The following is an 11,996-nucleotide window of genomic DNA, read 5'->3' on the forward strand; positions in this document are numbered from 1 at the left end:
CTTGCCGTTCCACGCCGGGACCCGCCCCGGTCAGGATTGCGCATGCTGCAACGACGCCGTCGAGGACCTCCGGGTGCCTCTGAGCGAGCGAGGCCGCGGTGTTCCCGCCTCCGGAGCGGCCGAACGCGATGGTCCGCTGCGGTTCACCGACTCGCTCGCGGAAGCGGTCGAGCGTCTCGACCTGGTTGTCGACCGCTGCCCGGACGTCCCAGCCGCCTGCGACCTTCTCCCGGGTGGTGCCCGCACCGGCGTATCCCTGCGGCAGGAGGTAGTCGGTCCACACCGGCTTGGTCGACCCGCCCGCGGCGAAGTCGAGATCGACCAGGACCGTCCCGTTCCAGTTCTCCGGCACGACGATGAGGTACGGCGTGCCGTCGTCCAGTTCGCCCTGCAGCTCCCGGACCGGCGGACGGGCATCCTCCCCGCCGGCGGCACAGGACGCCGGTGCCATCAGCATGACGCCGGCGGCGAGGGCGGCCACTGGTCGGCGGGAGATCGGCAGTCGTCGCATCGGCGCCTCCTCGTGTTCCAACAGAACCCGGCGTGAACGTCTCGATCGGCGCCCGTGGGTTCACGGGCCGGGCGGCGACCAGGCGGCTCCTTCCGCGAGCAGGCCGCGGACCACCTGTTGGCCGTACAAGTCACCGATCTCCTCCGGCGAGAGCGGGCCGGACTCGCGGTACCAACTCGCCGCCCCCCGGCCGATGGCGAGCGCCCCGAAGACCGTCACCGCGACGTCGACGGGGCGCGCGGAGCCCGCATCGACGGCCTCCCGGACCGCGGCGCGGAAGAGGTCCTCGATCTCGCGCCGCAAGGCAACAATCTTCGCGCGCTGCTCGTCGGCGAGCTCCCGGATCTCGGTGAACACCACCGTCGTCTGGTCGCGGTGGCGGCAGTGTGAGATCACGTTCTCGCGGACGAGCAGGTACAGCCGGTCCAGCGGCCGGTCGTCCGGCACCGCGGCGACGGAGCGCGCGAGCCGCTCCAGCAGGTCGCGGTTGCCGAACTCCATGAGGTCGTAGAGCAGATCCCGCTTGGAGCGGATGTGGGTGTAGAGGCTCGGCACTTCGAGCCCGACGGCCTCGGCGATCTCCCGCAGGCTGGTGCCGGCGTACCCGTGCCGGGCGAACAGCCGCAGCGCGTGGCGGTAGATCAACGACTTCGTCTCGCGGCGCGGCGATCTCGCCGCGACGAGCCGGTCGGCGAAGTCGTTCGACACGGGACCTCCTCCAGCCTGGCGACCCGCCGAGCGCGGGCCTCGTGCCGACGACTTCCTAGCAGTCGCCACGACACACGCCCTTGCCCTCCCCGGAACGCCTTGTTAGCGTCCATCCTAACAGTCGCTAGGAAACACCTAGCGGTCACTAGGCGAAGCCGCCCGTGCGGGCGCCGCAACGCCCGAACGGATGGTGCCGATGGACGACAGCGGCATGCCCAAGTACGCCGAACTCCCTCAGCTGGGGACGGTCCAGGCGCGGCATTCCTGGGACGTGTTCGGGCCGCGCGACGGCCTGGGCGCGCTGAACCTGCTCACCCCGGACCGGGTGGCCCTGGCCGCTGCCGAGATCAGGACGGGGGCGCGGATCTCCCTGCAGCTGCCCGCCGAGCTGCCCGACCCACCGTTCTACGGGCGGGAGGCGCTGCGCCACAGCATCTTCGCGACCGGCCGCAACTCGTGGGACGACCGCATCGACGCCTACCACCCGCAGGGATCGACGCAGTGGGACGGGTTCCGGCACCTGCGCTACCGGGAGTTCGGCTTCTTCGGCGGCCGCACCGCCGACCCGCCGGAGCTCGGCCACGAGCTGGGCGTGCAGGAGTGGTCGCGTGGGATCGTCGGACGCGGGGTGCTCCTCGACGCGCGGAGCTGGCTCGAGCGCCACGAACCGGGTACCTCCGCCTTCGCCGGCAGGAGCCTGTCGGCGGAGGACCTGCGCCGGATCGCGGACGCGCAGGACGTCCGGATCGGGGCCGGCGACGTGCTGTGCGTCCGCACCGGCTGGGTCACCGAGTACCGGGCGCTCGACGCCGGCGGGCGCGCACAGGTGGCGGCGGATGGCCGTCCGCCCGCCACCGGGCTGGCCGCGGACGAGGCCATGGCCGAGCAGCTGTGGAACTGGCACGTCGCCGCGGTCGCCTGCGACAACCCCGCGGTCGAGGTCGCACCCGGTGACCCCGCGGTCGGGAGCCTGCACCGGCGCGCGCTCGCCGCGCTCGGCATCCCGCTCGGGGAGCTGTTCGACTTCGACGAGTTGGCCACCGCGTGCGCCGCCGACAACCGCTGGAGCTTCTTCTTCGTGTCCGTCCCGCTGGCGATCGCCGGCGGGGTCGGCTCCCCCGCCGCACCGGTGGCCGTCCGATGAAGCGGTCGCTCGTGCTGTCCACCCACGCCTTCCGGCCGCTGGTCGACGTCGCGAGGCGCGCCGAGGCCGCCGGCTTCCACCGTGTCTGGACCACGGAGTCGACCCCGCGGGACGCGCTCGTGCGCGCGCTGACGCTGGGCCTGCACACCGAGCGGATCCAGGTCGCGACGGGGATCGCGTACGCCTTCACCCGAGCGCCGCTGGCGATGGCGGCGGCCGCGGCGGATGCCCACGTCGCCACGGGCGGCCGGTTCGCGCTCGGCATCGGCGCCGGGACGAAGGGCATGCGCACCCGCCGCTACGGCATCCACGACTTCGACCACCCGGCCCCGCGCCTCGCCGACTACGCCCGCCTGCTGCGGGCGGCCTGGTCGGCGGGCGACGAACTGTCCTACGAGGGCCCGTTCTACCGGGCGAGGATGCGCACGCCGCCCGTGTCGGACGAGCTCGCCGGGCTGTCGCCGCTGCAGGTGTTCGGATCGGGCGTCAACCGCCGCATGCTGCGGGAGGCCGCCGCGAGCTGCGACGGCGTCGCCCTGCACCCCCTGGTGTCCTACACCCCCTACCTGGACCGGGTGGCCGTGCCGGCCATGCGCGAGGGCGGTCGCCCCTCGCACGTCGCCGCGTGGCGGGTCACGTCCGTGCACGAGGACGCGGCACAGGCCCGTTCGCTGGCCCGCCGCAACCTCGCCTTCTACTTCACGACGCCCAGCTACGCCCCGGTCGTCGAGGGCAGCCGCTGGGAGAAGACCGTGACGACGGTCCGGGAGTCCTTCCGCGCCGACCCGTCGCTGTCGTGGGCGCAGCTGGCCGAGCACGTCCCCGACGAGATGGTCGCGGACTTCTGCCTCACCGGCACGCCCTCCGAGGTCGGGGACGCTGCCCGCGCGCTCGAACAGGAGCTGGCCGAGCGCGGGGTCGACGAGCTGGTGTTCCAGCTCGCCGGGATCGGCCTGGACGCGGACGCGTTCGTCGCCGCCTGCCGGGTCGTGCTCGACGCCCTGTCCCCCGACGCGCTGCCCGCGGCCTGACCGCCACCACGAGGAGACCCAGATGTCGTTCATCGAGCTCACCCGGGGTTCGGACGGAGTCGCGGAGCTCGTGCTCAACCGACCCGAGAAGCTCAACGCCTTCCACACCGAGATGCTCGACGCCTTCTCCGACGCCGTCGACGACCTGACCGGTGACGACTCGGTGCGCTGCGTCGTGCTGCGCGGCGAGGGCAGGGCCTTCAGCGTCGGCTACGACGTGCAGCGCGCCCGGAACGACAACGGCGGCGCCGCGCCCGCGCACCGCTCCGCCTACGCCGACTGGTCCCGGCTCAAGCGCAACCTGGACCGCTGGCTGGCGCTGTGGGACCTCGACAAGCCGGTGATCGCGGCGGTGCACGGGCACTGCATCGGGGGCGCCACGATGCTGTGCGTCTGCGCGGACCTCACCGTCGTCGCCGAGGACGCGTCGATCGCGTGGCCCAGCGTGCCGCTCGGCGGTGGGCTGCTCAGCCCGGTCAGCCTCTGGCTGACGGGCATGAAGCGGGCCCGGGAGCTGTCCTACATCGCCGGGAGCGCGATGAGCGGTACCGAGGCGGCCCGCCTGGGGTGGGCCAATCGGGCCGTGCCCGCCGCCGACGTCCTCGAGGACGCCCGCGCCACGGCCCGCCAGATCGCCCGGATGCCGGCGTCGCTGCTGCGGCTCAAGAAGCTCGCCCTGAACCGCGTCATGGAGGCACAGGGCTTCCGCACCGCCTTCCAGTTCGGCGCCGAGTGGGACGCGATCGCCCACACCACGCCCGAGCACGAGGTGATGACCGCGCAGATCCGGGACCACGGCCTCAAGGAGGCGATCGCCTGGTTCCAGGCGGGCGGCTCGATCGACGCTGCCCCGGTCGACGCTGCCCCGACCGCGCCCGCGGGCGCCGACCGCTACCTCTGAGCACCGGGAGGTGACCGAACGATGACCCAGGAGAACACGACCCCGCTGCGCGGGCTGCGCGTCGTCGAGCTGACCGAGGGGATCGCCGGCGCGCTGACCGGTGAGCTGCTCGCCCTGCTCGGGGCGGACGTCGTCAAGGTGGAGCGGCCCGCGGGCGACCGCGACCGCAGCCTGCCCGACGGCCGGACGAGCCCGCGCTTCGTCCTGGCCAACCTCGGCAAGCGCTCCGTCGTGGCCGACGACGCGACGCCGGACGGCCGCGCCGCCGTCGCGCACCTGCTCCGGGACGCCGACGTGCTGGTCGACAACCTGGAGCCCGACGGCCCCGCGCGTTACGGGCTGCGCCACGCCGACCTGGCCGAGCGGCACCCGGCGCTGATCCAGCTGTCGATCATCGGCTTCGACCCCGACCTGCCGTTCGCCGACGTGCCACCGACCGAGGCCGTGCTGCAGTGCCTGTCCGGCATCGCCAGCATCACCGGTGAACCCGACCGGCCCCCGCAGCGCGTCGGGCCCGACGCGGCGTTCCAGGCCACCGCGCTCTACGGCGCGATCGGGGTGCTCGCGGCCGTCGTCCAACGCGCGCGCACCGGACGCGGGCAGCGGCTCGAGCTCTCGATGCTCGACGCCGCCATCAACCTCAGCCGCACCCACTTCTCCCGGTCCACCGAATCGGGACGGTTCCACGAGCGCCCGGGGAACCGGCAGCCCGCCGCGCAGGCGGAGCCGACCGGGGTCTTCCCCGCCGCGGGTGGCGGCCGCGACGACTTCGTGTTCGCCCACGCCAGCCCCGAGCACCTGTGGCGGCGGCTGCTGCGGCTGATCGAGCGGGAGGACCTCCGCGACGACCCGCGGTTCGCCGACGGCCCCACGCGGCTGCGCCACCGCGACGAGACCCACCGCGTCGTCGACGACTGGACCGCCCGCCGCACCCCCGCCGAGATACTTGAGGCCTGGGGCACGGCGGGCATCCCGGTCGGCTCGACGCTGACCACGCAGGACCTGCTCGACGACCCGACCCTGGTCGCCAACGGCCAGTTCGCCGACGTCGACTCCCCGGACGGGGGCGTGGCGCGGGTGCCGACGCTGCCCTACGCGTTCGGTGATCGGGGCGTGCCCGCGCCGAGCCCGGCACCGCGGCTCGGGCAGCACACGGCGGAGGCCGCGAGGCAGCCGTGGTCCTCCCCGCCGCTGCCGGTCCCGGCCACGGCGGCGTCCGACGGGCTGCCCGCGCTCGCCGGCGTCCGGGTCCTGGACTTCACGCAGGCGCTGGCCGGGCCGACCGCCACCCAGGTGCTCGCCCTGCTGGGCGCGGACGTCGTGCGCATCCAGCGCCCGGGGGCGCCCTCGCTCGGGATCGAGCGGCCGTGGCTCAAGCTGCAGCAGCTGTCCATGAACAAGAAGTCGGTGCTCGTCGACCTCAAGTCGGACGAGGGGCGGGCCGCGGTGCGCGATCTGGTCCCGCTCTTCGACGTCGTCATGGAGAACTTCGCGCCGGGCACCATGGCCCGCCTCGGGTTCGACTGGCCCGAGCTGGTCGCCCTGAACCCGTCGGTCGTGTTCGGTCAGATCAAGGGCTTCGGCCCGGGCTCGCCGTACAGCGACTTCCTGGCGTTCGACAACATCGCCGAAGCCATGGGCGCCGCGTGCTCGCTCACCGGCGACGCCGACGGCGAGCCGATGCTGCCCGGCCCGCACCTCGGCGACATCGGGACCGGGCTGGCCACCGCGCTCGGCGTGCTCGCGATGCTCTGCGCGCGCCTGTCCACCGGGGCGGGCGGGCGGATCGCCGCGTCCATGCAGGGCACCGTGGCGACGATCTTCTCGCGCCTCGCCTTCGCCGAGAACATGCTTACCGGCGCCGCGCCGACCCGCAACGGCTTCGGCGACCTCGGCGCGGAGGTGGCCCCGGCCGACGTCTTCCCGTGCGCGGGCGGCGGCCCCAACGACCACTGCTACCTCTCGGCGACGACCGAGTCGCAGTGGCGCGCCCTCCTCGCCGCGATGGGCCGTCCCGACCTCGGCGCGGACGAGAGGTTCGCGACCGCGGCGTCGCGCTGGGCCCATCGCGGCGAGCTCGCCGCCGAGGTCGCGCGCTGGACGGTGGGCCTCGACAAGCACGCGCTCATGCGCCGTCTCACCGACGCGGGGGTGCCCGCGGCCGCCGTCCTCGACACGGCCGAGCTGATCGGCGATCCCGTGCTGCGGCGGCGTGGCGTCTTCGCGCCGGTGCCGCACCCCGAGCAGGGCGAGGTCTTCCACGTCCACTGGCCGATCCGGATGGCGGACTCGTTCGTGCCGATGCAGCCGGCGCCACAGCTCGGCGAGCACAGCGCCGAGGTCCTCGCCGCGGTGGGTGGGTAGCCGTGCGCAGCGCTCGCCTGATGGTCGTCGGCGACCTCATCCTGGAGGAGCCGGACCCCGGCGCCTGCTTCGCGCCGAGCACCGCCCTGCTGCGCACCGCCGACCTGCTGATCGGCAACGTCGAGGTGCCGCACACCGACCGGGGCGAGCCCCAGCGCACGGCGGTGCCCGCACTGCCCGCGCCTCCCGCGCACCTCGCCGCGCTGCGGGACGCCGGTTTCCACGTGGGCACGCTCGCCGCCAACCACGTCTACGACCTGGGCGAGGAAGGTGTGGCCGACACCCGCGACGGCCTGCTCGCGCACGGCATCCGGCCGGTCGGCGCCGGCGCCACCCTGGCCGAGGCGCGCGAGCCGGCGATCCTGACCGCGGGCGGGAAGCGGTGGGGGGTGCTCGCCTACAACTGCGTCGGCCCGGAGCTGTCCTGGGCGTCGCCCGCCAAGGGCGGGTGCGCCCACATCCGGATGCTCACCCCCGAGGGCCGCGCCCACGACGTCCGCGTGGCCGCGCACGAGGACGCCGCGGCCGCCGTCGCCGCGGCGGGCACGGCGCGCCCGCACCCGGACGACCTCGCCGCGCTGCGGGCCGACGTCGAGTCCGTGCGCGGGCGGGTCGACGTCCTGGTCGTCGCCTTCCACAAGGGCATGGTGCACACGCCCGCGGTGGTGCTGGAGTACGAGCGGGCCCTCGCGCACGCCGCGATCGACGCCGGGGCCGACGTCGTAGTCGGCCACCACGCGCACATCCTGCGCGGGATCGAGGTCCACCGCGGGCGGCCGATCTTCCACGGCCTCGGGAACTGGGTCACGGTCACGCGGGCGCTCGACGTCCGGGACAACGCGGATCCCGGGCGGCTGGCCTGGTCCCGCAGGCGGCGGGAGCTGTTCGGCTTCGAGCCCGACCCGGCGATGCCGACCTACCCGTTCCACCCGGAGAGCCGCCACACCATGGTCGGCACCGTCGACGTCCTCGCCGACGGGTCCCTGCGCGCGGGTTTCGTGCCCTGCTGGATCGACGACGCGGCCCGGCCGGTGCCCCGCTCGCCCACCGGCGACGGGCGGGCCACCGCCGACTACGTGCGCGACATCAGCGCCCGTGCCGGGTTCCCCACCACCTTCACCCCCCAGGAGTCAGAGGTCCTCGTGCACCTCTGACCACGCGCCGAGCATCGAGAGGAATGCGACCGTGAGAGCAACGACGCTCGAAACCCGCTACGGGGAAGCCCAGGCATGGCCTGCGGACCTCGGGATCGACGACTCGTGCGTCGTCTGCGTCGGGACGAACATCCCCACCGAGCTGATCACCGCGAGCGGGTTCCGCGCGGTGCCGCTCGTCGCGCGTCCCGCGGCCGCGACCCCGCGCGCCGACGACCTGCTCGAGTCCGGCTACGGCGCGGAGTTCCGGTCGGTGCTGGAGCAGCTGCTCAGCGGCGCGGCCGACGCCGCGGCGCTGGTGGTCTTCGACCGCAGGTTCCGCGACCTCTACTACTACCTGAAGGAGACCGTGCGCCTCGGCCGGACACCCGGCCTCCCGCCGCTGCACGTGTTCGACCTGCTGCTCACGCGGTCGGTGGACTGCTCCGCCTACAACCGGGAGCAGCTGCGCCTCTTGGGCGCGCAGCTGGAACGCTCGGGTGGCGGCGCGGACCCCGCCCGGCTCGCGGTCGCGATCGGCGCCGCCAACGCGTGGCGGGCCTCCGTCCGCAGGGTGCTCGCCGAGCGGCGCCGCGGGGTGGGGAGCGGGGCGGCCGTGTTCCGGGCGCTCGGGGCCGCCCGCGTGCTGGACCTCGACGCCCACCGGGTCCGGCTCGACGAGCTCGGCAACGCGCCGGCCGCCGCCCCGCCCACCGGGCCGAGGGCCGCGGTGTTCGCCGCCGAGACGCTCTACCACGACCGCCTGCACACGGCCGTCGAGTCCGCCGGCGCCGTCGTCGTCGACGAGGACAGCGAGTGGGGATCGCGGCTGGCCGGCTCCGACGTCGACCCCGACGCCGAGCCCGCCGCGGCACTGCTGGCCAAGTACTGGGCGGACGCCACCGGGCGCGAGCTGCGCCCGTTCGACGCCCGGTCGGCGTTCCTGCGCTCGGTGCTGGCGACCGACGCGCCCGACGTCGTCGTCGTCCACGTCCCGCCGAGCGACACCCGGTTCGGCTGGGACGTGCCCGCGATGGTGCGCCTCTGCGACGCGGCCGGGGTCCCGGTGGCCCTCGCGCGGTCCGACGTGCTCACCGACGACGGCCACGACGAGGCCGCCGCGACCGTCGCCCGCACGATCGACCGGAGGCGCACCGCATGACCACCACGACGGGCGCCACGGCAGGAGCACCGCGCGAGGACCTCGCCCAGCTCGACGTCACCCGCTCGCTGCGGCGGCACCAGCGCGAGTGGTGGGCGCAGCTCAAGGCCCGGACCGAGGAGGGCGGCGAGCCGTTCGTGCTGGCGGGCGCCAACATCCCGCACGAGATCTTCGAGGCGATGGACATCCCGTTCGTCACCGACGTCTGGTACTCCGGCCTGGTCGCGGCCAAGCGGCGGTCCGGGCACTACTCGCAGGTGCTCGACGCCCACGGCTACCACCGCGGGCTCGACCGGTACGCGGGCCTCGTCCTCGGGGTCTACCTGGATGACGACCAGGACCAGGAGAAGCCGTGGGGCGGGCTGCCCGATCCGGCGCTCGTGGTGACGATGCCCGACCACGGGGCCGCCGAGAACATCGCCGCGCGGACCGGAGCGACCTACCTCGGCCTGGAACGCCCGATCGCCACCCGGCCGGTACCCGGATGGTGGGAGCTGGGGCGCCACGCCTGGGAGGACCTCGAGGGCGGCGACCGCGTGGACGCGATGCTCGCGCAGTTCCGCGAGCTGGTGGCGCACTGCGAGCGCATCACCGGCCGCACCCTCGACGTCGACCGGCTCCGCGGGGTCGTCGCGCTCGCCAACCGCCAGCAGGAGTGCTTCACCGAGGTGCGGACGCTGCTGAGCACCGCACCCAAGCTCCCGGTGCGGCTCGGCGAGGTGATGTCCCAGGTGATGGGCATCCAGTGGCACCGCGGCACCGAGTGGGCCGTCGCGCAGGCCGAGCGGTTCCGCGACGAGGTGCGCGAGCGGGTCGAGCGGGAGCAGTGGGTCTGCCCGAACGAGCGGTACCGGCTGATGTACCTGGGCCTCGGCCTGTGGCAGCAGCTGGAGTTCTTCAGCCGGTTCGAGCAGTCGCACGGCGTGGTCTTCGCCCGGTCGAACTACCTGTCGATCGCGTGCGACGCCTACCCGCGCTACGGCGACCGCGACCCGCTGCGCACCCTCGCCGGGCGCTACGTCACGTTCAACGACTACCTGCACTACCCGCCGTGGGCGGGCGCGTGGGCCGAGTGGGAGAGCCGCACCCACCGGCTCCACGCCGCGGTGCAGCTGGACAACGGCGGCCACGGGACGAGGTTCATCACCGCCGCGCTCGAGGCGGCAGGCCTGCCCGTCCTGCAGCTCCCCACCGACGCCGTCGACTCCAGGGCATGGGACGAGGACCGGCTGTCCACCCTCGTCCTGCGGTTCATCGAGCAGCGATTGGCAGGCACCGGGACATGACGACACCACACTCCCTGCAGAACACCGCGGAGGACGCCCGGGACCGCGCGGCGCCCGATCGCATCGACGTGGAGCACGCCCAGCGGCGGCACCGGCCGGGGCACTGGGCCCTCGGCGCCGTCATCTTCGGCGTGGCGGCCTGGATCGCCCACTTCGCCATCACCAACGAGAACCTGGAATGGCCCGTCGTCGGGCAGTACCTGTTCAACGCCCAGGTGCTCCAGGGCCTGCTGACGACCCTGGTCGTGTCGGTGGTCACCCAGCTCATCGGGATGACCATCGGCACCGTCATGGCGCTGCTGCGGCTGTCGTCGTTCACACCGGCCCGCTGGACCGCGACCGCCTACGTCACGCTGTTCCGCAGCGTCCCGGTGCTGCTCCAGCTGATCTTCTGGTTCAACCTGGCCTACCTGGTGCCGACGATGGGCATCGGGATCCCGCTCGGTCCCACCTTCTTCTCCGCGTCCACCAACGACGTGATCAGCCCACCGGCCGCCGCCGTCCTCGGCCTCTCGCTGGCCCACGGCGCCTACATGACCGAGATCGTCCGCGGCAGCATCGCGTCCGTCGGCCTCGGCCAGCACGACGCGGCGCGCGCCCTCGGGTACACACCGATGCAGACCTTCGCGCGGGTCGTGCTGCCGCAAGCCGTGCGCGTCTGCATCCCGCCCACGGGCAGCCAGTTCATCCACGCCATCCACGGCTCGTCGCTCGTCAGCGTGATCGCGGTGTCGGACCTGCTCTTCTCGGTGCAGAACATCTACGAGCGGACCTACCAGATCGTGCCGCTGCTGCTCGTCGCGGTGATCTGGTACCTGGTCGTGGTCCTCGTCCTGACCTTCTTCCAGCAGCGGCTCGAACGCCGCTTCGACCGCGGGTACCTGCGGGACGCGGTCGCCCGCCCGAAGTTCCGCCGACCGGAGGCAGCGTTGCGATGACCGAGGACAACCACACCCGGGGGCGCAAGGCCCACCTGCCGGTCGTGCTCGACGTGCAGCGCGTCCGCAAGCACTTCGGCGATTTCACGGCGCTGGACGGTGTCGACCTGCAGGTGCACGAGACCGAGGTCGTCGCCGTCATCGGACCGTCCGGTTCGGGCAAGTCCACATTGGTGCGGTGCGTGAACCAGCTCGAACGCATCGACGGCGGCTCCATCCACCTCGACGGCGAGCTGCTCGGGTACGACGACCGGCAGGGACGGCTGCGTGACCTGAGCGAGGTCCGGGTCGCACAGCAGCGCAGGCGGACCGGCATGGTCTTCCAGTCCTTCAACCTGTTCCCCCACATGACGGCGCTGCGCAACGTCGTGCAGCCACAGGTGCTCGCGCACGGCGTCGATCCCGCGGAGGCCGAGCAGCGCGCCCGCGACCTGCTCGACCGGGTGGGTCTGTCGAGCAAGGTCGACAACTACCCGATCACGCTCTCGGGTGGCGAGCAGCAACGGGTGGCCATCGCACGGGCGCTCGCCCCGAACCCGCGCATCATGCTGTTCGACGAGCCGACCAGCGCACTCGACCCCGAGCTGATCGAAGAGGTCATGACCGTGCTGCGCGACCTGGCGGCGGGTGGCCGGACGATGGTCGTCGTCACCCACGACCTGAACTTCGCGCGGAACGCGGCCGACTGGTGCCTGTTCATGGAGCGCGGGAAGGTCGTCGAGCAGGGCGACCCGCGCGCGATGTTCGCCGAGCCGCGCACCACCCGGCTGCGGGACTTCCTGTCCCGCACCTTCGATACGGAGCGGGCGACCGCATGA

At 73.5% G+C, this 11,996-nt stretch carries 10 protein-coding genes and 1 pseudogene; 9 read left to right on the forward strand and 2 right to left on the reverse strand.

The genetic code is table 11. The features are described from left to right. Positions 1 to 49 precede the first annotated feature (49 nt). Positions 50 to 511: pseudogene (locus tag ACU436_RS41010) on the reverse strand (DUF6351 family protein); the annotation flags it as partial. 60 nt (positions 512 to 571) lie between these two features. Continuing rightward, a complete protein-coding gene (locus ACU436_RS41015; protein ID WP_459032571.1) occupies positions 572 to 1,219 on the reverse strand; it encodes a TetR/AcrR family transcriptional regulator in 648 nt (215 codons plus the stop codon). 196 nt (positions 1,220 to 1,415) lie between these two features. Between ACU436_RS41015 and ACU436_RS41020 the strand changes: the two genes are divergently transcribed. Genes ACU436_RS41020 through ACU436_RS41060 form a run of 9 tightly spaced genes read left to right on the forward strand, consistent with a single transcriptional unit; the run spans position 1,416 to position 11,996 of the window. Then, complete coding sequence (locus tag ACU436_RS41020) at positions 1,416 to 2,363, forward strand: cyclase family protein (RefSeq protein WP_459032572.1); 948 nt, start codon at positions 1,416 to 1,418, stop codon at positions 2,361 to 2,363. Beyond that, positions 2,360 to 3,394: an LLM class flavin-dependent oxidoreductase gene (locus tag ACU436_RS41025; protein ID WP_459032573.1), complete on the forward strand. Its 1,035-nt coding sequence runs from the start codon at positions 2,360 to 2,362 to the stop codon at positions 3,392 to 3,394. The genes ACU436_RS41020 and ACU436_RS41025 overlap by 4 nt, the downstream gene beginning before the upstream one ends. 22 nt (positions 3,395 to 3,416) lie before the next feature. Continuing rightward, positions 3,417 to 4,295: an enoyl-CoA hydratase-related protein gene (locus ACU436_RS41030; protein ID WP_459032574.1), complete on the forward strand. Its 879-nt coding sequence runs from the start codon at positions 3,417 to 3,419 to the stop codon at positions 4,293 to 4,295. A gap of 21 nt (positions 4,296 to 4,316) precedes the next feature. Then, on the forward strand, positions 4,317 to 6,659 hold the full coding sequence (locus ACU436_RS41035) for a CaiB/BaiF CoA transferase family protein (RefSeq protein ID WP_459032575.1): 2,343 nt from the start codon (positions 4,317 to 4,319) through the stop codon (positions 6,657 to 6,659). Positions 6,660 to 6,661: 2 nt separating this feature from the next. After that, on the forward strand, positions 6,662 to 7,813 hold the full coding sequence (locus ACU436_RS41040) for a CapA family protein (protein ID WP_459032576.1): 1,152 nt from the start codon (positions 6,662 to 6,664) through the stop codon (positions 7,811 to 7,813). A 31-nt stretch (positions 7,814 to 7,844) separates the two neighbouring features. Beyond that, positions 7,845 to 8,954 (forward strand): 2-hydroxyacyl-CoA dehydratase, encoded by a 1,110-nt coding sequence (locus tag ACU436_RS41045; RefSeq protein WP_459032577.1) that lies wholly within the window; start codon positions 7,845 to 7,847, stop codon positions 8,952 to 8,954. Further along, positions 8,951 to 10,240, forward strand: coding sequence for a 2-hydroxyacyl-CoA dehydratase (locus ACU436_RS41050; protein ID WP_459032578.1), 1,290 nt, complete (start codon positions 8,951 to 8,953; stop codon positions 10,238 to 10,240). Before ACU436_RS41045 ends, ACU436_RS41050 begins: the two co-directional genes overlap by 4 nt. Then, positions 10,237 to 11,178: an amino acid ABC transporter permease gene (locus ACU436_RS41055; RefSeq protein ID WP_459032579.1), complete on the forward strand. Its 942-nt coding sequence runs from the start codon at positions 10,237 to 10,239 to the stop codon at positions 11,176 to 11,178. The genes ACU436_RS41050 and ACU436_RS41055 overlap by 4 nt, the downstream gene beginning before the upstream one ends. Next, on the forward strand, positions 11,175 to 11,996 hold the full coding sequence (locus tag ACU436_RS41060) for an amino acid ABC transporter ATP-binding protein (RefSeq protein WP_459032580.1): 822 nt from the start codon (positions 11,175 to 11,177) through the stop codon (positions 11,994 to 11,996). The genes ACU436_RS41055 and ACU436_RS41060 overlap by 4 nt, the downstream gene beginning before the upstream one ends.

The organism is Pseudonocardia wallangbongensis, from assembly GCF_054486945.1.

Coding starts and splice junctions, on each gene's coding strand:
- ACU436_RS41020 (WP_459032572.1), top strand. CDS start 1,416: ATGGACGACAGCGGCATGCCCAAGTACGCCGAACTCCCTCAGCTGGGG.
- ACU436_RS41025 (WP_459032573.1), top strand. CDS start 2,360: ATGAAGCGGTCGCTCGTGCTGTCCACCCACGCCTTCCGGCCGCTGGTC.
- ACU436_RS41030 (WP_459032574.1), top strand. CDS start 3,417: ATGTCGTTCATCGAGCTCACCCGGGGTTCGGACGGAGTCGCGGAGCTC.
- ACU436_RS41035 (WP_459032575.1), top strand. CDS start 4,317: ATGACCCAGGAGAACACGACCCCGCTGCGCGGGCTGCGCGTCGTCGAG.
- ACU436_RS41050 (WP_459032578.1), top strand. CDS start 8,951: ATGACCACCACGACGGGCGCCACGGCAGGAGCACCGCGCGAGGACCTC.
- ACU436_RS41055 (WP_459032579.1), top strand. CDS start 10,237: ATGACGACACCACACTCCCTGCAGAACACCGCGGAGGACGCCCGGGAC.
- ACU436_RS41060 (WP_459032580.1), top strand. CDS start 11,175: ATGACCGAGGACAACCACACCCGGGGGCGCAAGGCCCACCTGCCGGTC.